Annotated in this window: 21 protein-coding genes and 6 tRNA genes; 10 read left to right on the top strand and 17 right to left on the bottom strand. The window is 29.9% G+C overall.

The window, feature by feature from the left end; translation table 11 throughout:
• Positions 1-133: 133 nt before the first annotated feature.
• The 16 genes from L8X38_RS06795 to tig form a co-directional block, all read right to left on the bottom strand.
• Complete coding sequence (locus L8X38_RS06795) at positions 134-676, bottom strand: hypothetical protein (protein WP_263661626.1); 543 nt, start codon at positions 674-676, stop codon at positions 134-136.
• A gap of 333 nt (positions 677-1,009) precedes the next feature.
• Positions 1,010-1,094: transfer RNA gene (locus tag L8X38_RS06790), tRNA-Leu, on the bottom strand.
• 5 nt (positions 1,095-1,099) lie between these two features.
• A tRNA-Arg gene (locus L8X38_RS06785) sits at positions 1,100-1,176 on the bottom strand.
• A 26-nt stretch (positions 1,177-1,202) separates the two neighbouring features.
• A tRNA-Arg gene (locus L8X38_RS06780) sits at positions 1,203-1,279 on the bottom strand.
• Positions 1,280-1,282: 3 nt separating this feature from the next.
• Positions 1,283-1,359, bottom strand: a tRNA-His gene (locus L8X38_RS06775).
• A gap of 12 nt (positions 1,360-1,371) precedes the next feature.
• Positions 1,372-1,449, bottom strand: a tRNA-Pro gene (locus L8X38_RS06770).
• An 88-nt stretch (positions 1,450-1,537) separates the two neighbouring features.
• Positions 1,538-2,260 (bottom strand): TerC family protein, encoded by a 723-nt coding sequence (locus tag L8X38_RS06765; RefSeq protein ID WP_263661625.1) that lies wholly within the window; start codon positions 2,258-2,260, stop codon positions 1,538-1,540.
• Positions 2,261-2,303: 43 nt separating this feature from the next.
• A complete protein-coding gene (gene purN, locus L8X38_RS06760; protein WP_263659582.1) occupies positions 2,304-2,876 on the bottom strand; it encodes a phosphoribosylglycinamide formyltransferase in 573 nt (190 codons plus the stop codon).
• The gene (locus tag L8X38_RS06755) at positions 2,867-4,213 is read right to left on the bottom strand and encodes an NAD(P)H-hydrate dehydratase (RefSeq protein ID WP_263661624.1); all 1,347 of its coding nucleotides are present in this window, start codon (positions 4,211-4,213) and stop codon (positions 2,867-2,869) included. The genes purN and L8X38_RS06755 overlap by 10 nt, the downstream gene beginning before the upstream one ends.
• Positions 4,197-5,537, bottom strand: a complete 1,341-nt coding sequence (rmuC, locus tag L8X38_RS06750) for a DNA recombination protein RmuC (protein WP_220566475.1) — start codon at positions 5,535-5,537, stop codon at positions 4,197-4,199. Before rmuC ends, L8X38_RS06755 begins: the two co-directional genes overlap by 17 nt.
• Positions 5,538-5,539: 2 nt before the next feature.
• Positions 5,540-6,226 (bottom strand): NYN domain-containing protein, encoded by a 687-nt coding sequence (locus tag L8X38_RS06745; RefSeq protein WP_220566474.1) that lies wholly within the window; start codon positions 6,224-6,226, stop codon positions 5,540-5,542.
• A gap of 8 nt (positions 6,227-6,234) precedes the next feature.
• Positions 6,235-7,743 carry a YifB family Mg chelatase-like AAA ATPase gene (locus L8X38_RS06740; RefSeq protein WP_263661623.1) on the bottom strand — a complete coding sequence of 503 codons (1,509 nt, stop codon included), beginning with the start codon at positions 7,741-7,743 and terminating at the stop codon, positions 6,235-6,237.
• Positions 7,740-8,264 (bottom strand): peptide deformylase, encoded by a 525-nt coding sequence (gene def, locus L8X38_RS06735; RefSeq protein WP_220566472.1) that lies wholly within the window; start codon positions 8,262-8,264, stop codon positions 7,740-7,742. The genes L8X38_RS06740 and def overlap by 4 nt, the downstream gene beginning before the upstream one ends.
• A complete protein-coding gene (locus tag L8X38_RS06730) occupies positions 8,261-9,301 on the bottom strand; it encodes a GGDEF domain-containing protein (protein WP_133318992.1) in 1,041 nt (346 codons plus the stop codon). The genes def and L8X38_RS06730 overlap by 4 nt, the downstream gene beginning before the upstream one ends.
• 12 nt (positions 9,302-9,313) lie before the next feature.
• Positions 9,314-9,904, bottom strand: coding sequence for an ATP-dependent Clp endopeptidase proteolytic subunit ClpP (gene clpP, locus L8X38_RS06725; protein ID WP_220566471.1), 591 nt, complete (start codon positions 9,902-9,904; stop codon positions 9,314-9,316).
• A complete protein-coding gene (gene tig, locus L8X38_RS06720) occupies positions 9,904-11,223 on the bottom strand; it encodes a trigger factor (protein ID WP_220566470.1) in 1,320 nt (439 codons plus the stop codon). The genes clpP and tig overlap by 1 nt, the downstream gene beginning before the upstream one ends.
• Before the next feature lie 109 nt (positions 11,224-11,332).
• Here tig and folE point away from each other — a divergent pair, with 109 nt between their 5' ends.
• The 10 genes from folE to L8X38_RS06670 all read left to right on the top strand — a co-directional run bounded on the left by folE (position 11,333) and on the right by L8X38_RS06670 (position 20,028).
• Entirely contained in the window at positions 11,333-11,905 is a 573-nt protein-coding gene (gene folE / locus L8X38_RS06715; protein ID WP_133318995.1) for a GTP cyclohydrolase I FolE, read from the top strand.
• Positions 11,905-13,212 carry a flagellar protein export ATPase FliI gene (gene fliI, locus L8X38_RS06710; RefSeq protein ID WP_220566469.1) on the top strand — a complete coding sequence of 436 codons (1,308 nt, stop codon included), beginning with the start codon at positions 11,905-11,907 and terminating at the stop codon, positions 13,210-13,212. The genes folE and fliI overlap by 1 nt, the downstream gene beginning before the upstream one ends.
• A gap of 56 nt (positions 13,213-13,268) precedes the next feature.
• Positions 13,269-13,757, top strand: a complete 489-nt coding sequence (locus L8X38_RS06705) for a hypothetical protein (RefSeq protein WP_133318996.1) — start codon at positions 13,269-13,271, stop codon at positions 13,755-13,757.
• Positions 13,758-13,810: 53 nt separating this feature from the next.
• On the top strand, positions 13,811-13,990 hold the full coding sequence (locus L8X38_RS06700) for a putative motility protein (RefSeq protein WP_133318997.1): 180 nt from the start codon (positions 13,811-13,813) through the stop codon (positions 13,988-13,990).
• Positions 13,991-14,069: 79 nt separating this feature from the next.
• A complete protein-coding gene (locus L8X38_RS06695; protein WP_263661627.1) occupies positions 14,070-15,215 on the top strand; it encodes a hypothetical protein in 1,146 nt (381 codons plus the stop codon).
• Between the two features lie 126 nt (positions 15,216-15,341).
• Positions 15,342-16,520, top strand: a complete 1,179-nt coding sequence (locus tag L8X38_RS06690) for a NifS family cysteine desulfurase (RefSeq protein ID WP_263661622.1) — start codon at positions 15,342-15,344, stop codon at positions 16,518-16,520.
• Positions 16,521-16,530: 10 nt separating this feature from the next.
• Complete coding sequence (locus L8X38_RS06685) at positions 16,531-17,502, top strand: iron-sulfur cluster assembly scaffold protein (RefSeq protein WP_220566466.1); 972 nt, start codon at positions 16,531-16,533, stop codon at positions 17,500-17,502.
• A gap of 85 nt (positions 17,503-17,587) precedes the next feature.
• Complete coding sequence (nhaA, locus tag L8X38_RS06680) at positions 17,588-18,748, top strand: Na+/H+ antiporter NhaA (protein ID WP_133319000.1); 1,161 nt, start codon at positions 17,588-17,590, stop codon at positions 18,746-18,748.
• Positions 18,745-19,899 (top strand): Na+/H+ antiporter NhaA, encoded by a 1,155-nt coding sequence (gene nhaA / locus L8X38_RS06675; RefSeq protein WP_133319001.1) that lies wholly within the window; start codon positions 18,745-18,747, stop codon positions 19,897-19,899. Before nhaA (L8X38_RS06680) ends, nhaA (L8X38_RS06675) begins: the two co-directional genes overlap by 4 nt.
• 54 nt (positions 19,900-19,953) lie before the next feature.
• Positions 19,954-20,028: transfer RNA gene (locus tag L8X38_RS06670), tRNA-Glu, on the top strand.
• 190 nt (positions 20,029-20,218) lie between these two features.
• Here the strand turns inward: L8X38_RS06670 and L8X38_RS06665 are convergent.
• Positions 20,219-20,845, bottom strand: a complete 627-nt coding sequence (locus tag L8X38_RS06665; RefSeq protein WP_133319002.1) for a trimeric intracellular cation channel family protein — start codon at positions 20,843-20,845, stop codon at positions 20,219-20,221.
• Between the last annotated feature and the right edge of the window lie 11 nt (positions 20,846-20,856).

Genomic DNA, 20,856 nt, shown 5'->3' with positions numbered 1-20,856 from the left:
TTTGGGATAGAGAGTTAAATTTTAGTAAAACACAAAACAAGTGATACTATAACTTTAACCAAGTAATTCCATAGCATCTTTGTATACACTAACTAGCAAAGCTAAAGTAACAAAAGCACCGATAATTAAAAAATCATTTCAATTTTTTTCTTTTATTCTCTTTTATTTTTTCCTTTTTATCTTCTTCTTGATTTTGCTCAATATGCAAAATATCAACAAGATTTTCTATTTGAATTTTTAATTCTTGATGTTTCTCTAAAATATTATAATAATGAAATATAATTTTCCATATTGTGTGTTTTTGTTGGTAGTTATAATGTATTGGGTTGCTAAAAAAATATTTCAAATTAAAAACATAAAAATCTTTTTTAATATCAATAACATCATGGTAGTTTTCTTTATCTATAATACTTGAAGTCAAATTCAAATAATACTCCATTTTCTCACGATAAGCCAAAGAAAGTGCAAACATAGTCATTGTATCTTTAAATTTACTTTCACAATTGTTAAATTTAGCCTGAAACAAAAAGCCTTTTTCTGAAAACACAACTTTAATATCTGGATTATCATAACAATTTGATTTATCTATTTTTAATGTAAAACTACCTCTTAATAGTTGCGATATTTTACCATCATTCATATTTTCATCAGTATAAGCAACTATATAATCTATCACGCTTTTTTAAATTGACAATACTCTTGACCTACTAAAACTCCATCTTTTATACATATATCAAAAATTTTATATATTAGTATTGTACCTTTGGTATAATTTTGGTCTTCTATATTGGTATAAATTTCTAAATTTTGTGCCAAAAAGATATGAAAAAAATCCTTTAGCCTTGTATCTTTTTTAAATTTATCCTTGCAAAAATTTTCGATAATTTTAACTTGATATATTTACCATAATATCTTCCTAATATTTGCAATATATTTTAATTTAAAATATTATTATTGTGCAACTAAAAATAAATTATAGGTTTTCATATTTGAGTAAAATCTAAATTAGTGGTGCGGATGAAAGGACTTGAACCTTCACGCATTGCTGCACCAGATCCTAAGTCTGGCGTGTCTGCCAATTTCACCACATCCGCAAAAGTGGTACGCTCAAGAGGATTCGAACCTCTGACCTACGGCTTAGAAGGCCGTTGCTCTATCCAGCTGAGCTATGAGCGCAAAAAATAAAAGTAACAATAGGCTTATGGTGCGCCCGATAGGAATCGAACCCATAACCTACAGATCCGAAGTCTGTCGCTCTATCCAGTTGAGCTACGAGCGCTGATGGGGTGAGTGATGGGAATCGAACCCACGACCCTCAGGACCACAATCTGATGCTCTAACCGACTGAGCTACACTCACCATTTATAAAAATGGTCGGGGTGAAAGGATTCGAACCTTCGGCCCCTTGGTCCCAAACCAAGTGCGCTAACCAGACTGCGCTACACCCCGATGTATAAAAATAAAGCGTTATTCTACATAAAAAAATATTAAAAGTCAAGATAAATAAGAATATTTAGCATAAAAAATGCTAAATATTTTAAGAATTATTTGTTTGCTTTTTTTGTGAAATGATGTTTAAAATTTCAACTGCCAAAGAAAAGGCCATAGCTACATAAATATAGGCCTTATCTATATGAATATCAAAACTTTCACATACTAAAACAAAACCTATCATTACTAAAAATGCCAAAGCTAAAATTTTAATGCTTGGATATTTTTCTACAAAATCTGCAATTGGCTTAGAAGCAAAAAGCATTACTAATACTGCAATAATAACAGCAATAATCATAATCTCTATATCTTGAGCAATACCCACAGCAGTAATAACACTATCTAGAGAAAATACTATATCTATCACAGCTATTTCAGCAACTACAATCCAAAGTTTATTGCTGATTTTTATATTACTTTGACTTTCCTCTTGATGTGTTATACTTTCTTTGATTTCTTTGATAGATTTAACTATCAAAAACAATCCTCCAAGCAAAAGCACCAAATCCCTACCTGAAATTTCATTCCCTAATATACTAAATAAAGGTGTGACAAGTTTCATAACCCAAAACAAAGACAATAACAATAAAATTCTAGTAATCATCGCAAAAGCAAGACCTAAAACTCTACCCTTATCTCTATGTTCTGGTGGTAATTTAGAAACCAAAATAGCCAAGAAAATGATATTATCAATCCCTAGCACAATCTCTAAAGCTGTAAGCGTAAGCAACACTACCCACGCATCCACACTCAAAATCCACTCAAACATTTAACTTCCTTAAAATAAAAAGCGTAATTATAATGATAAAAAATTAATCATTTTCAAAAATTTCAACAATAGTTGCAGGTAAAATTTCATACTCTAATTTATGAATTTTATCTTCAAATTCTTCAAAGCTTAGTTTAGCTTTTTCAAACGCCTTTTGAGCAATGATTTTACCACCATCAAGCTCTTCGTTAACCCAATGCACGCTAACACCCGCAAGTTTCATATCGCTCTCATAACTTTCTTTGATAGCATGAGCACCTTTAAATAAAGGAAGCAAAGAAGGATGAAGATTAATAGCTTTTATATTTTGAGTGAAAATAGGACTTAAAATTCGCATAAATCCTGCTAAGATGGTCAGATCTGCTTGACTTTCTTTTATAATTTTTACTAATTCTGCATCAAATTCTTCTCTTGAAGTAAATTTTTCATGCTCTATAATTTGAGTATTAAGGTTATATTTTAAAGCTCTTTGTATACCATAAGCTTCTTTTTTATTGCACACGCATAAAACCACTTCAAAGGTATTTTTACCAAAAGTTTTTTTATGTAATTTTGCTAAAATATTTTCCAAATTACTTCCATTACCACTAAATAAAATTGCTAATTTTATAAGCATTTTAACCCCTTTATCAATTTTAAAGCATCAAAACTAATTTTGTTTTTCTTATAATTTTTAGCTACTAAAGCATGAGCTAATACTGCATTTTTAGCAGCTTCTAAAGCATTAAATTTAGCTCCAAGCAAAGCTGCTATCATACCACTTAACACATCCCCACTTCCACCTTTTGCTAAAGCTTCATTGCCACAATTTACTATAAAAAATTTTTCTTTTTGAGCAATAATAGGATTAGCTCCTTTTAATACCAAAACACATTGAAATTTAGAACTAAACTTTCTTGCATAAAAAAAGCGTTTGTTTTGAATTTCTTCTACGCTTATATCCTCATTAAAACAAAGTTTTAAAAGCATACAAAATTCTTTAGGATGAGGGGTTAAAACAACATCTTCTCTAGCAAGATATGAAGGTAAATTTTCACTTTGAAAGCAATTTGCGTCTAAAACCAAAGGAATGTTTTTTAATCTTTCATCTTTTAAAATACTTAAATCATCAAGTCCCATACCTATAGCAGCTGCATTTATTTTGCTTTCAATATCATCTTTTAGCATAATCAAAGGTGAAAAACTTTCTTTAGCCACTAAAGATACAAGTCCTGCTCCAAATTCTAAAGCACCAAGTCCTGCTAGAGTACCTGCACTTTTATTTGCAAAAATATAAATATGGCCAAAATCGCCTTTATTTGAGTTAATCTTTTTTGTAATAAGTTTTAAATCTTTTTTTTCTAGTAAAAAACTTGAAGTATTTTGCATATAAGGTTTTAAACCCAAATTCGCAATTTTAATTTTACCTGCAAATTCTTTTGCAAAATCTTCTAATAAAATTTCTTTAATCACTCCCATGCAAAGAGTGTAATCAGCCTTAAAACATAGCTCTTGTCCAAGCCCGCTAGGAACATCACAAGCTATTTTTAAAGCCTTACTTTTAGCAATTTTTTTAAAAATTCTTTGCAAATTTTCATCTAAAGCTTTATTTAAACCACTCCCAAAAACACAATCAACAATGATGTCAAAATCTTTAAATTTAGGTTCTTTTTTTAAAAATTTAAAACCTATATTTTTTAAAATTTGCTCTTGCTTGATAAACATTGTATTTTTTTTATATGGCATAACAAAAGCAAAAGCTTTTTTTAAATGCCTTATAGCCACAAGTCCATCAGCTCCATTTCCACCAGTACCGAGCAAAAATAAAATTTTGGCATTTTTTATGTTTTTACTTTTTTTCTTAATCAAATTTGCAAGCTCTATGCCTGCATTTTCCATCATTAAAAACTCATCCAAACCTTTTTCAATAAGTTTTTTTTCATAAGAAATATTATCTTTAAATACTGCTTTCATCGCTCATCTCACATTTTATAAATTTTTGAGTTTTAGCGCCTAGCTCTTTAAGCTTTATCACTCTTGAAGCGATATTTCCACTTCCATGAGTAAGCTTTGTTTGCATATTATCTACATTTGTGTTTAATCTTTTAACATTTTCTTTGATTTTTTCAAAATCATCCAAAACACCTGCAAATTTATCATGAAATTTACCCAGTTCATCAAAAGCTTTTAAGATATTTTCATTACTTTGTATATTTTTCCATGAAATATTTATAGTATTTAATGCCATAAAAAGAGTGTTTGGTGTAGTTAAATAAACCTTTTTTTTGTAAGCGTATTGATAAATTTCAAGATCTACATTTAAAATCAAATCTAGAATATTTTGATAAGGTATAAAAAGCAAAACAAACTCATAAGTGTGTTTATCATACTGCATATAAGGCTTTTTAGCTAACTCATCAATCCTTGATTTTAGATTATAAGCCAAATCAAGACAGGTATTTTTACTAATATCTTCAAAACTAAAATCACTTGGTAGAGAAAATTTTGCATCTATAACTATACTTTTTTGTTTATCTAAAAACACAACCGCATCAGGAATGTAAGTTTTACCCTCATCTTGAAATCTCTCTTGCAATTTATACTGCACACCCTCTACTAAACCACTATTTTCTAAAACTGATTTTAGTTGCAATTCTGCAAAATTACCACGAATTTTTTTATCTCCTTTTAAAATTTTAGCTAGCTTATCTGCATTTTCTCCCATATTTTGACTAAATTTAAACATATGATCAATTTGTGTTTTAATGCTAACTTCATTTTGACTGAGTTTTTCACTATACTCTTTAACACTTTTTTTCACAGGCAAGAAAATTTCTTCTAAGATTTTTTTTGTATCTTCATTGAGCATAAGTTTGTTTTGATTTAAAATACTAGCATTTTGTTTTTGGAAATTTTGCTCTAGCTCTTGTTTTAATCCCGTCAAACTTTGTTTATATTTTTCTTCTAATTTTATTAAGGTTTGAGTGTATTCTTCTTTTAAATTCGCACGCTCTTTTAAATGCATATTTAAAAGTTCTTGTTGAGTTTGTTCTTTTTGTGCTAATTTTGCCTCTAAAACTTCATTTTTAGATAAATACGATATTTTTTCATCTAAAAGTTTGGAATTTTTTTCTATAAGTGCAGTTTTTTCAAACTCTAAATTAGAAAGTTGATTTTGCAAAGTCATATTGTTTTGATTTAAAAATTCTAACTTTACTTTTTCTTTCTGACTTTTAAATACCACCCATACAAAAGCTAAAATTACAACAGCCAAAAAAGCTATTAAGATATTTTCCATTTTTAAGCCTTTGCTTTTTCAAGGAAATAAATATTTTTCTCATTTGCTTCTTTAAATTGTTTCATCTTTGGTAAAAGTTCTTTCATCAAAGCTTTAAAATTTTTAAAGCCGAAATTTTGTGGAATAAAATTTGCATGTTTTCTGTTCATATTAGTACGAATTTGAGCATATTCTGCGCGACCTTTTTCTTCTATCAAAGCCTCTGCGATATTGATTAAATCTTTGATATATTCTTTTTCAATTATGACTTTTGTTTTTGTTTTATCTTGATCTAAATAAAAGAATTCACTAAAGGAATTCACATAAGATTTTACAGCTTGCTTTAAACCCATGCCTATAACTTGTTTTTTATTTTCTTTTAGCTTCTGTATCAAACTAGTATAATCACTATCGCTTGATACAATAACAAAAATATCAATATCTTTTTCATAAAAAACACTCATAATATCAGTAATTAAATACATATCACTTGAATTTTTATTAGCTAAAAAATTAAATTGTTGCATAGCAATGATAGAATATTGTGCGATTTGTTCTTTCCAATTTTGTATATTTTTTTGAGTCCAATCTCCATAAATTCGCTTTATAACAATTTCTCCATAATCAGAAGCAATACCAAAAATCGATTTTGCGTATTTTGAAGGAATATTTTCCGCATCTATAAAAATTGCTATGCTTTTATTTTCCATTTTTGCTCCTAAATATTTCTCATTCTAAAACTTAATGCTTTTAAAATATGAGTTTTTAAAATCAACTCACTTTGCTCTAAATCTGCAATGGTTCTTGCTACTTTTATAGTTTTATTTACCCCTCTTTGAGAAAGATTATATGAATTTATAGCCTTTTGCAAAATTTCATTAGCAGAAGACTCTAAAATACAAAATTGTTTCATCTGCTCATCATTTAATTTAGCATTAAACTCTTCTTGCTGTCTTTGTTTTTGAAATAAAAATCCTTTAAATACCATCTCGCTCATTTGCTCTGATGTTAAACTCATTTTATCCTTATGTGAAATTTCATCCATAGCTACATAAAGATCAATCCTATCTAAAATTGGAGATGAAATTTTGTTTTTATATTTTTTTATTTCTATTTCTTGACAACGACAATTTTGATTTTTAGAAAATAAATTTCCACAAGGACAAGGATTTTGCGCACAAGCAAATAAAAATTTAGTTTCATAAATCACTTTGGTATTAACTCTTGAAATAAGAATTTTAAAATCCTCCAATGGCTCTCTTAAACTTTCTATGATTTGTTTTGAAAAATGAGGAAACTCATCAAAAAACAAAACTCCTCCATTTGCAAGTGCTATTTCTCCTATCTTGGCATTTTTAGTTCCTCCGCCAAAAATACTAGCTCTAGTACTTGTATGATGAGGACTTCTAAAAACCCTACTAGCGCTAAAATCATCATCTAAAGAATTTAATGACTTATAAGCGTTTTGAGCTAAAATTTCTTTCAAGCTTTGCGGTGGCATGATAAAAGGAAGTCTTTTAGCACACATACTTTTACCGCTACCTGGACTACCTTCAAATAAAATATTATGCATTCCTAAAGCTGCTATTATACAAGCAAATTTAGCATTTTCTTGACCTTTAACTTCCTTAAAATCATAAGGAAAGCTAGTGTTTTTTATATATTTTTCCCCATTAAATTTTATAGCATTTTCAAATAAAGGATGCGCATTGCATATATGATAATTCTCATATTTTTTTTCTTTAAAAAAATCTACAGCCTGGGCTAAATTTTCTAAAGCATAAATTGTTAAATTAGGTATCATTGAAGCTTTTTGTGCTATGGCTTTTGGCACTACTACTTTGGCATTTTGTATTTTTGTACTTAAAAAAAGCAAGATAGAAAATAAACTAGCAGTGCTTTTTATACTCCCATCTAATCCAAGTTCTCCAAAAACAAAAAAATCATCTAAAATTTCTTTTTGAAATAAAATCAAAATTGCAATAGCTAAGTCAAAATGAGAACCATTTTTAGGAATATCCGAAGGACTTAAGTTGATAGTAATTTTTTGTGCCGGAAAGCTAAAATTCTGACTTAACAAAGTTGCTTTAATTCTTTCAGTGCTTTCTTTGATGGTAGAGTTTGCAAGACCCACTATGCTAAAGCCTGGCAAGCCTCTTGTGAAAGTTGATTCTACATCGATGATATCAAGTTCTGTAGAAAAACTTGCACATTTTAGCTTTTTCATTTATTCTTTTTGGATTTTTTCTTAAAGTCTTTATCAAATTTTTGACGCTTTAAAAAAGAAAGTTTTTCTATAAATAAATGTCCATCAAGATGATCAACTTCATGTTGGATAGCCACTGCTAAAAACTCATGTGCTTGCAAACTTTGTGGTTTGCCAAATCTATCTTGATAGTCAAGTTGTATATTTTTATAACGCATTACATCTTCATAAAAGCCTGGTATGCTTAAACAACCCTCATTACAAGAAATTCTTTCATCATCTAAAGGTGTTATAATGGGATTGATGATTTCTAAAAGAGTTTGTTTGTCTTCTTTTTGCTCACCTTCTTCATCACCAATATCTACAAGTAAAGCTCTAATTGGCACATCAACTTGGATAGCTGCCAAACCTACACCTTTATTAGCTATCATTGTTTCATACATATCATCTAAAAGTATATGTAAATCTTTATCAAAATTTTCTACTTTTTTTGATTCTAAAAATAATCTTGGATTAGGATAGGTAATTATCTTTCTTATCATTTTTCTTTTTCCACTATTACAAAAGGTTCTAAATTTTTTCCCGAGTCTTTTAAAGCTTCAATGCATTTTTCTATTAATTCTTCACCTTTGCTGTCACTATTAACTGCACTAATAGCAACCTCCACATCTGCCTCTATTTCTTTATCTGCTAAGAAAAAATTTGAATTTTCTAAGGATTCTAAAATTTTATTACATATTTCTTGTGCTTTTTCTAAATTAGTATGAGAAATCATTATAGCAAAAATATTATTTCCACAATGTGCTACTATATCACTTGAAGAAACATTTTTACTAAAAATTTTACAAACACTTTTTAAAAAGGCATTTTTCTCTTTTTGAGTATAAGTTTGCTCTAAAATTTCCTCTTTTACTCTAAAGAATATCAAAGAGGTATAATAATTATATTTAGCATTACTCTCTATGCTTTTTTCCAAATTTTCTAAAAAATATTTTTTATTAAAAACTCCAAATTTAGAGTCAAAATCACTCTGCTCTTCTATATGTTTATAAGTCTGTCTAACCTCATCAAAATTTTCTTTAATCTCATCTGAATACTTATCTAAAATGCTAGAAAATCTTGAAAGGTCTGTTTCAAGGGCATGGATTACATTAGAAACAGCTAAATTTCCTGTACTAATAGCAAGTTCTGAATTACGCCTTTTTAGCATATCTTTAACTGTTTCAAGATGCCTATAAATCATGGCAATATATTGCAATAATGCCGAAGTAGAATTAAAACTTTTCTTTATTTCTTGTTCTATATTTGCACGCTTAAGACCATCATCATTTTGCTCAAATTCCATAATCTCACCAACTTTTTTCTTAAAAGCTCCTGGACGCTCTTCAAGCATTTTTTGAAAATAAACCCCATAGTTAGTAGGAGTTGGAGGCACATTATCTTTTACAAGTTCAGTTAAAATAGATTTCGCAAATTTCTCAAATTCGCCTCCACTAATTTTTTGAATTTTTGGAGCTTCTTTGGCTGGAGTTGGATCGCTATTTAAATTTAAATCAGCAAATAAATCATCATCTAGCATTGCTTTGTTTCCTTATTTAAAACTTTTTTCCAAAACCTTATCGATTAAGCCATATTCCTTAGCCTCTATAGCACTCATAAAAAAATCTCTATCGGTATCTTTTTCTATTTTAGAAAGTTTTTGATTAGTATTTTTTGCCAAAATATCATTTAAAATCGCTTTTAATCTTAGAATTTCTTTTGCCTGAATTTCTATATCTGTTGCTTGTCCTCTTGCACCACCTAGTGGTTGGTGGATCATAATTCTTGAATTTGGCAGAGCAAATCTTTTCCCTGGAGCACCACAACTAAGCAAAAATGCACCCATAGAAGCAGCTTGACCAATACAAATAGTACTTACATCAGCTTTAATATAATTCATCGTATCATAAATACTAAATCCACTTGTCACAACCCCACCTGGTGAGTTAATATAAAGATAAATATCCTTTTGAGGATCTTCAGCTTCTAAAAACAAAAGCTGTGCCACGATAGAAGCAGCAAGATCATCATTGATCTCACCACTTAGCATGATAATCCTATCTTTTAAAAGTCTTGAGTATATATCATAACTTCTTTCGCCTCTGCTTGTTTTTTCAACTACATAGGGTATATATGAACTCATTATTTTTCACTTTCTTTTTCGGTTTTCTTTTTATCATTTTTTTTAAAAATATCAGCAAAAAGTTTTTCTTCAATTAAAGACATTTTAATGGCAGGTAATGCACCTTGCTTTTTATAATTATCTAAATGTTCTTGTGGGTTAAAACCATATCTATAAGCTTCAAAATAAATTGCTTGGATTAATTCTTGATCGCTTACTGTAACATTTCTAAGTTTTGCTAGCTCGTCTATAATGAAAGTTAATTTTACGCTTTTTTGCGCATCTTCTTTGAAACTCTCTCTTTTTTCTTTATATTTAGCCTCATCTTTAAATTCTTTTAATTCCTCTTCGCTTAAAGTTCTTAAAGAGCTTCTAAATTGCATATCTGTTTCTTGCTCTACTATATTTCTTGGCAAAACAAAGTCAAACTTAGCTACTAAAGCTTCTGCAAATTGATTTTTAAGCTCATCATTAATAAGTTTAAAGATTTTTTCATTTTTTAGTTGTTCTTTTAATTTTGCGTCTAATTTTTCAACACTTGGCTCTTTTTCTTCAGGAAGTAAGTTTTTTAAAAGCTCTTCATTTAATTCAGGTAATTTAAGTTCTTGAATTTCATGAATTTTTACTTTAAATACCGCATCTTTTCCTGCTAAATGTGCTGCACCATATTCTTTTGGAAAAGTTACATTAATATCTTTTTCCTCACCTGCTTTTAAACCAATCATACCTTCTTCAAATCCTGGTATAAATTGTTTTGAACCAATCTCTAAAACATAATTTTGAGCTTTTCCGCCATCAAAAGCTTTACCATCAACAAAACCCTCAAAATCAAATTTAGCAAAATCGCCTTCTTTTAAAGCCCTTGTCTCTTTAATCGTTTCAGGAGTAGCAAATCTTTTTAATAATTCTTCTTTTTTTGCATCAATTTCTTTTTGAGTTACTTTTGGTGTATTATAAGTTGGAATTAGTTCTTCATATCCATCTAATTTTACTTCTGGCTTAAAAGATAATACCATTTGAGCTTCAATATCGCCATCTTTTCTATCAAATTTTTCAAAATATGGCTCACCTACTAAATCTTTAGCCTCTTTTTTAACTTCTTTTAAAGCACCATCTACAGCATTTCTTAAAAGATCTTGCTCCGCATCTCTTGTAAGCTCTTTTTCATATCTTTTAAGTATAGCAGCAACAGGAACTTTTCCTGCTCTAAAACCATCCATTTTCATAGTTTTAGACGCTTTTTTAGCTAATTTTTCAACTTCTGCTTTAATAGCTCCTTGAGCAATTTTCACAGTAGCATTTGCATTTGCAAAATCAATTAGTTTTGCTGTAACTTCCATAATATTTTCCCTTTTTAAATAAAATTTCTTGATAATATACCAAAATTTTCCTTATCACTTTATATAAAAATAAAAATATGTTAAAATTTTAATTTTTGATGGAGAAAAAATGCAAGAAAAATTTGAACAATCAGTAAAAAATATGTTAGAAATTATCGGGGAAAATCCGCAAAGAGAAGGACTTTTAAAAACCCCTACAAGAGTTTTTAAAGCTTTTGAATTTTTAAATAGTGGTTATAAACAAGATCCAAAACAAATACTAAATGATGCCTTATTTGAAAGCTCAAACAACGAAATGGTTTTAGTAAGAGATATAGAATTTTATAGTCTTTGCGAGCATCATCTTTTACCTTTTTTTGGGCGCGTACATGTTGCGTATATACCGGATAAAAAAGTCGTAGGTCTTAGTAAAATTCCACGCCTTGTGGAAGTTTTTGCAAGACGCTTGCAAATTCAAGAACAACTCACAGAACAAATCGCAGAATCTTTAATGGAACATGTAGGTGCAAAAGGTGTTGGAGTAGTTATTGAAGCAAGACACATGTGTGTTGAAATGCGTGGGGTGCAAAAGGCAAATTCTACTACTAGCACTTCAGCACTAAGAGGTAGCTTTTTAAAAAGTGAAAAAACAAGAAAAGAATTTTTCACTTTAATTAACTCAGCAAAACAGGTTAGATTTTAATGGGTTTAGAAAAACTTCGTAGCAAAATTGCTTCACAAAATCTTGCTAGTGTTTTTGGTCAAATTACTAAAATTTCAAGTACTAGTATAGAAATAAATGGCTTAAAAACTAGCATAGGTGATATCATTAAAATAGTTTCTAGTGAAGATGAGAGTAAAGAAGCTATGGCTATGGTGGTAGAAGTAGATGAAAATTTAAGCTATTTGAGTCCTTTTGGTTTTGTGGAAGGTTTTAAAATAGGCGATCGTGCTTTTATTAACGATGCAGGTATGCAAATAGGAGTTAGTGATGAACTTTTAGGAAGAGTAGTCGATCCTTTTATGCGACCAAAAGATGGTAAAGGACCTATTGAGGCAAGTAAATTTATGCCTATTATGCGAGCACCTATTGATGCAATGAAGCGAGGTTTGATAGAAGAAGTTTTTCCAGTAGGTGTTAAAACAATAGATGCACTTTTAACTTGCGGGGTAGGACAAAAGCTTGGGATTTTTGCAGGAAGTGGGGTTGGTAAATCAACTCTTATGGGTATGATAGTGAAAAATTCCAAAGCTCCTATTAAAGTCATAGCTTTAATAGGAGAGCGCGGTAGAGAAATTCCTGAATTTATACAAAAAAATCTTGGTGGTAAGCTTGATGATACCGTAATCATCGTTGCAACAAGTGATGATAGTGCGCTGATGAGAAAATATGGAGCATTTTGCGCTATGAGCGTGGCTGAATATTTTAAAGAACAAGGTAAAGATGTGTTATTTATCATGGATAGTGTAACGCGTTTTGCTATGGCTCAAAGAGAAATAGGTCTTGCCCTAGGTGAACCACCTACAACAAAAGGTTATCCGCCAAGCGTTTTAAGTCTTTTACCTCAGCTTATGGAAAGAACAGGAAAGGAAGAAGGTAAAGGCACCATAACAGCTTTTTTTACCGTGTTGGTTGATGGGGATGATATGAGTGATCCAATAGCTGATCAAAGCAGATCTATCCTAGATGGGCATATAGTGCTTAGTCGCGAACTCACTGACTTTGGAATTTATCCACCTATAAATATACAAAATTCAGCCTCAAGGGTTATGGGGGATATTATCAGTGATGAACATAAGCTAGCTGCTAGAAAATTTAAGCGTTTAAATTCTTTGCTTAAAGAAAATGAAGTGCTATTGCGTATTGGTGCTTATCAAAAAGGCACCGATAAAGAACTCGATCAAGCTATTGCTAAAAAAGATTTTATGCAGCAATTTTTAAGTCAAAATCCTGAAGAAAGTTTTGAATTTGAAGATACGATTAATATGCTTAAGATGATTGATACATAATAGTTGGAATATTTTTTGCTTTTTTTGATAAAAAAGTCATGAAAAAAGGATAGATCATGTCAAATATAGCATTTTTAGATCATCAACAAAGCTTAGGTTTAAAATATACCGATATTTGTCAAAATATTTTTGAAAGAGAAATTTTTACACATATGTTTTTAGAATGCATAAGTTTTGTTTTACTAGAAGATAAAGCAAAATTAAAATATTTAAAAATTATCGCTTCAAAAGAAGATTTTATAATCGAATTTAAAATCAATAATCAAAAAAAATCTTTTATTATTAATAATAAAAAAGTTCTAAATGAAGAATTCAGTGCAAAAAGAATGACTCAAGATGAATATGAAAGAGAAGTGGCGAGAATTTATCAAATCGAAAGATATTTAAAAGCCCAAAATAATCTTCAAAATTTTTCTAATGAAATTAGCACTACAATGAAAAATCTTTTTAAAGATATGGATGAATTTAAAAATTATATCGATATGCTTGAAGCAAAAGAAAACACCCACAATCATTACTTATCAAAAATTTATAATATAGCTTAATATTTACCAAACTTTGCCGATAATACCTTTGATCCAAACAAAAGGAGTATGTTATGGGCGAAGTTACAAACAATCAAGCAAACTTAATGCTTAACATTGCAACTACTATGATGAAAAAAACCATAGAAGTTAATGAAAATGCAGTAATGCAAGTACTTGAAGGCGTAAATGCAAACCCTGCTCCAACTACTACTCCTACTGCTAGTTCAGGATTACTTGACATTTACGCTTAAAATTTTTCTCTTCAATTCAAAAATTTTGGCATAGCTTTTGCTTTTTAAAAGTTAAGCAATATTTTTGAAGAGAAGAGTTATGTTTGTAAATTCTAATGTTAATCCGTATCAGAATTTTGCAAATTATCCTTTTGCAAAAACTGGACACATAGAAGAAAAAAAAGAAAATACTAATATTAAAAGTGATTTATTTGATATCAATGGTTCTAATTTAGACTATAAAGTGACTTATGCAAGTGAATTTGGTTTTAGAATCAATGAGCAAGGTTCTTTTGAAAAAGATCTTAATAAAGCAGCTGCTTTGCCTCTTGATTATGATATTAATATAAAAAGTATAAGAGAAATTTCAAAACAACTTATAAAGCTTGATGAGAATTTAAATTATAACAAAATAGATTTACCAAGACTTTTAAACACTTATCACAACACATTAAAAACTATAAATCCACAGTTTCAAAACAATGACAATGATTTTTTAAGTAAAGCTCAAATTTCAGAGTTAAATCAAGGTTATAGTTATACTTATGAGGGTAAAATTTTAAAAGTTTATGAAAATGCTAAAAATTTACAAAATGCAAAAGAATCAAATAAAAATTTAAACACCTTAATGCTTGATAATAAAATAGGTGACTTTGCGTTTAACGCAAGCATAGAAAATACAGCTAGTAATCCTGTTATCAAACCTTATTTAAATAAACAAGGGGAGGTTTCTAAAAGTGGATTGCTGCTCAATTATATTTATCATGATTTAAAAGAACAAAATCACAATAAAGCTAATTTTTTTCTATCGCCTATTGAGTTGGATATGTCCTCTAGTGTAAATTTTCAAAAACTCATGAGAGGTCAAATGAGTATGCAAGATTATATTAATGAAAACAATAAAGAAAAAATGAGTTTTGATTTATATTTATATATCAATGGAGTAGATAAAAACAACACTTCAGAAGATAAGCTTTCAGTTTTCTTTCAACAATATATTAACTATCAACATAGCATTAACATGAAAGAATTTGCCAATTCAAGTTCTATTTATAGTCTTTATAGCGAGCAAGTTAGTAAAGAAATTGAAGTTTTAAAAGAAGAATTCAATCAAAATAATCCTAATATTGATCTTGAAAAAATCAATACTCAAAAAGAACTTTTAGATACTCAATTTTTAGAAAATAGAAAAAAACAAGCTAGTATTAACAAAATTTTACATTCTTATTTAAATGCTATGGCTTAACTTGTGCTAAAATAATAATGTAAATTATTACATAAGTTAAAAACTTACTTGATTTAATATTAAATTTAATATTTTAGTGTATATTAACAAAAAAGATAAAAATTATCCTAATTAAAGGAGTATAATTTGAAAGTATATTTAGATAACAACGCAACAACACAACTTGCACCAGAAGCTTACGAGCTTATGAAGCCTTTTTTAAAAGAGCATTTTGGAAACCCAAATAGCCTTCATCAATGGGGTAGTGCAACCCATCCTGCCTTAAAAGAAGCTATGGATAAACTTTATATAGGTGTAGGAGCAAGTGATTTAGATGATATTATTATCACTTCCTGTGCTACAGAAAGTATCAATTGGGTGTTAAAAGGTGTGTATTTTGATAAAATTTTAAATAGCGATAGAAATGAAGTAATTATCTCTAGCGTGGAACATCCCGCAGTAGCTGCTAGTGCTATGTTTTTAAAATCTTTAGGGGTAAAAGTTATAGAACTTGGTGTTGATCATGAGGGTGTTTCTAGTGTAAAAGATTTAAAAGAAGTCATTTCAGATAAAACTGCCCTAGTGAGCATTATGTGGGCAAATAATGAAACTGGTATGATTTTTCCTATAGAAGAAATGGCTCAAATTACTCATGAATACGGAGCGTTATTCCATACTGATGCAACCCAAGCTGTTGGAAAAATCAAAGTTAATTTTGCAAAAGCTGGAGTTGATTTTGCTTCATTTTCTGCACATAAATTCCATGGTCCAAAAGGAGTTGGTGGGCTTTATATTAAAAAAGATATAGAACTAACTCCACTTTTACATGGTGGTGAGCATATGGGTGGCAGAAGAAGTGGAACTTTAAATGTGCCATATATTATAGCAATGGCAGAAGCTTTAAGAATTGCAAATACTATGCTTGACTTTGAAAATTCACACATTAGAAAATTAAGAGACAAACTAGAAGATTTAATTTTAGCAATGCCTGATACAAGCGTAGTTGGAGATAGATCAAGAAGAGTTCCAAATACAATTTTAGCAAGCATTAAAGGCGTAGAAGGTGAAGCTATGCTTTGGGATTTAAATAAAAATGGCATAGCAGCAAGCACTGGATCAGCCTGCGCTAGTGAAGCACTTGAGAGCAACCCTATCATGGAAGCAATTGGTGCTGAAAATGATTTAGCTCATACTGCTCTAAGACTTTCTTTATCAAGATTTAACACAGAAGATGAAATTGATTATGCAGCAGAGCAAATAAAAAAAGCAACGCAAAGACTTAGAGCAATCTCAAGTACTTATGCATATAAGCCTGAAAATATTTAAAGGATAAAAAATGGCAAAGAATAATTTAATTGGCGGATCAATTTGGGATGAGTATTCTCAAAAAGTACAAGATAGAATGAATAACCCTCAACATATGGGCGAATTTACACAAGAAGATGCACAAAAAGCAAATGCAAAACTTATTATTGCAGATTTTGGAGCTGAAAGCTGTGGTGATGCAGTTAGACTTTATTGGCTAGTGGATGAAAAAACAGATAAAATCATTGATGCTAAATTTAAAAGCTTTGGCTGTGGAACAGCAATAGCAAGTAGTGATACTATGGTTGATCTTTGCATAGGTAAAACCGTGGATGAAGCTGTTAAAATTACAAATTTAGATGTTGAATTTGCTATGAGAGATAATCCGCAAACTCCTGCGGTTCCACCTCAAAAAATGCATTGTTCGGTTATGGCTTATGATGTTATCAAACAAGCAGCAGCACATTATAAAGGAGTCAATCCTGAAGACTTTGAAGATCAAATTATAGTTTGTGAATGTGCTAGGGTAAGCCTTGGAACTATCAAAGAGGTAATTAAACTAAATGATTTACATACAGTAGAAGAAATCACACAATTTACAAAAGCAGGAGCTTTTTGTAAATCTTGTGTTAAACCTGGAGGACATGAGAAAAAAGATTATTACCTTGTAGATATTTTAGCTGAAACTAGAGCTGAAATGGAAAGAGAGAGATTAAAAGATCAAAGTAAAGCAGATATTGCTTTTGATGATATGACCATGGTTAAACAATTAAAAGCAGTAGAGGCTGTTTTAGATAGCGATGTGCGTCCGATGCTACACGGAGATGGTGGGGATTTGGAAGTAATTGATATACAAAAAAGTGAAAGTAAAAATATAGATGTATATATACGCTATCTTGGAGCTTGCAGTGGTTGCTCAAGCGGAAGTGGCGCAACTTTATATGCCATAGAAAATATCTTACAAGAAGAACTTAGTCCAAACATACGCGTTATACCTGTTTAAGCAGTTTTTCTGCTTAAACTTTTAAATTTCAAGCCTTTTTATGTTAAAATAACGCATTAATTAAAAATTTAAAAAGGCTATTTATATGCAAAGACTTCAAACCTTTGTTAAAAGCGAAACTTTTCCGGGTGTTTTGCTAATATTTTTCACTTTACTTGCATTAATTTTACAAAACAGCTCTTTAACAGATCAATACACCAACTTTTTAAATATTCCTTTTGGGTTTCAAGCAGGAAGTTTAGAAATTTTCAAACCTTTGCTTTTATGGATTAATGATGGACTTATTGCGATTTTTTTCTTTGCCATAGGGCTTGAATTAAAGTATGAAGTAACAAGAGGACAGCTAAATAGTATAAAAGCTATGTCTTTACCTGTATTTGCTGCACTTGGTGGTATGATAGTACCTGCATTGATTTTTGCATTTTTTAATTATAAAGATGCTTTTGCTTTGCAAGGTTGGGCTATACCAACAGCAACTGATGTGGCTTTTGCAGTAGGAATTTTAATGCTTTTAGGTAAAAAAGTACCTACTTCATTAAAATTATTCTTGCTTTCCTTGGCTATTTTTGATGATTTGGGTGCGATTATTGTGATTGCTTTATTTTACACAAGCGAGCTTTCAGTATTTGCTATGATTGCTGCTTTGGTATGTATATTAGCACTTTATTTATTAAATCATTTTCATGTTACTAAAAAATCCTTTTATATCATTATAGCTATAGTATTTTGGATAAGCATGCTAAAAAGTGGAGTGCATGCAACTTTAGCGGGTGTGATTACTGCTTTGTTTATACCACTTGAAACAAAAAATGGAAAATCTTTTTTAAAAGAAATCGAACATGATTTAGCACCTTGGGTAAGTTATTTTATTTTACCTATTTTTGCCTTTGCAAATGCAGGTGTTGATTTAAAAGATATGGATCCAAGCTTTATGTTTTCTTCGGTTAGCTTAGGTATTATTTTAGGTTTATTTTTAGGAAAACAAATAGGTGTCTTTTTATTTTCATATATTAGTATAAAACTAGGCTTAGCAAAACTTCCGCAAAATGTTAATTTCAAACAGCTCTATGGGGTTTGCATACTCACAGGTATAGGTTTTACCATGAGCTTTTTTATAGATGGCTTAGCTTATCAAAATAGTGATATTTTTGCATATTCGGACAAGCTTGCTATTTTAATAGCCTCTTTGTTAAGTGCTGTGATTGGCTATGTTTATTTAAAACTCATTTATAGTTTCAAAAAATGAAATTTAAAAACCTCCAAAGCTTTTTATCTCTTGAAATTTTAGGAGGATTGTTGCTTTTAATAGCAACAATCTTTGCCCTACTACTTAAAAATAGTCCTTACGGGCAACATTATATGGACTTTTTAAGTGTAGAAATGGGTATAAAAATAGGAGCTTGGGAGCTTTTTAAACCTTCTTTGTTATGGATTAATGATGGGCTGATTGCAATTTTTTTCTTTGCAATAGGACTTGAATTAAAAAAAGAATTTGTTCAAGGAGAATTTAAAACTCTTAGCAATATTACTCTACCCTTAATAGCTGCTATAGGTGGTATAGTAGTACCTGCTTTGATATTTTGTGCTATTAATTTTAATGATACTTATGTTTTAAAAGGTTGGGCTATACCAACAGCAACTGACACTGCATTTGCTCTAGTTATACTTGCAATGCTAAAACAACGCATACCAAGCTCTTTAAAAATATTTTTAGTTTCTTTGGCGATTTTTGATGATGTAGGAGCTATTTTAATCATTGCTATTTTTTATACAGGTGAGCTTTCAACTTTGGCTTTTTTTGTTGCCTTTTGCTGCATTGTTGGCTTGTTTTTACTTAATCGCTTAGGTAATGAAAGAAAATCATTTTATTATATACTTGGTGCTCTGCTTTGGCTTAGTGTATTAAAAAGCGGAGTACATGCGACTTTAGCAGGTATTATTACTGCTTTATTCATTCCTGTATATACAAAAAACAATCATGCTTTATTAGAAGAAATTGAGCATGGGTTAAAATTTTGGATAGCTTTTATAATATTGCCACTTTTTGCTTTTGCAAACGCAGGAGTTGATCTTTCTAAAATAGAATTTCATATGCTTTTTAGTGGTGTAAGCATGGGTATATTTTTGGGACTTTTTGTTGGAAAACAACTAGGTGTATTTGGCTTTGCCTATATGGCGATTAAATTCAAACTTGCAAAACTACCAAAAGATGCAAATTTTAAACAACTCTATGGAGTTTGCATACTCACAGGTATAGGTTTTACCATGAGCTTTTTTATAGATGCTCTTGCTTATGAAGTGAGTGATATATTTAATTTTGTAGATAACTTTGCAATCTTACTAGCCTCATTAGCTTCTGGTGTATTTGGCTATTTTTACCTGCGTTTTATTAAATAATTAAGCTTTTTTTAAATTAAATAAGATATAATTTCATTTCTTATTTAATGTTTTGGCCCATTCGTCTAGCGGTTAGGACATCGCCCTTTCACGGCGGTAACACGAGTTCGAGTCTCGTATGGGTCACCACTCTTTTAACTCCTAAATAAAAATAGCATAAACAATAGTTTCAATATTTAAGCTTAATATAAATTTAATATATCAAATAAATATTCTAAAATAAAATATAAATAAATATTGCTTACTAGCAGAGCTCGCAGGGATTTTATAAAAACATTATAAATAACAAAACTTGCATTTTAAAATCTAAAAAATAAAATTAGCTTTCTTTATTTTCTCCATCTTTAAAAGAAAATATAGGCAAACTTAAACCATAATATATCGCTAAAAGTCTTGCTATAGTTCCTACAATCAATGAAGCAAGAATTACCCATAATTCATCTATGCCTAAAATATGCAATATATAATACAAAGCTCCTGTTAATATGGCCACACCTGCATAAATTTCTTTTTGAAATACAAGTGGTATCCTAGCACATAATATATCTCTTAATATCCCACCAAATACACCAGTAATCACAGCTGAACTCACAGCCACTATAAAACCATACCCCATTTCTATTGCAATTTGTGCACCTAAAACACTAAAAACAACCAAACCTATAGCATCTAAAATTAAAAAAAGTTTTTCAAGTCTTATAACATATTTAGCAATTTTTGTTGTAATCATAGCCGCAACACAAATCAAAATGACATATTCAGGAGTTTTAATCCAAGTTAATGGATGATGATCAAGTAAAATATCTCTGATAGAACCTCCACCAATAGCTGTTACCAAAGCTATAAATATCACTCCAAAAAGATCCATTTTGTGCCGTCCTGCAGCAATAGCCCCCGTCATTGCATCAACAGTAATTCCGATAATATAAAGTATAGTTAAAAGCATAATGAGTTAAA

The organism is Campylobacter sp. CNRCH_2014_2452 (assembly GCF_025772865.1).
In the GTDB taxonomy this organism is placed as follows: Bacteria; Campylobacterota; Campylobacteria; order Campylobacterales; family Campylobacteraceae; genus Campylobacter_D; species Campylobacter_D lari_D.
Note: the sequence above shows the minus strand (reverse complement) of the source record. Positions and strands in the feature narration are given on the sequence as shown.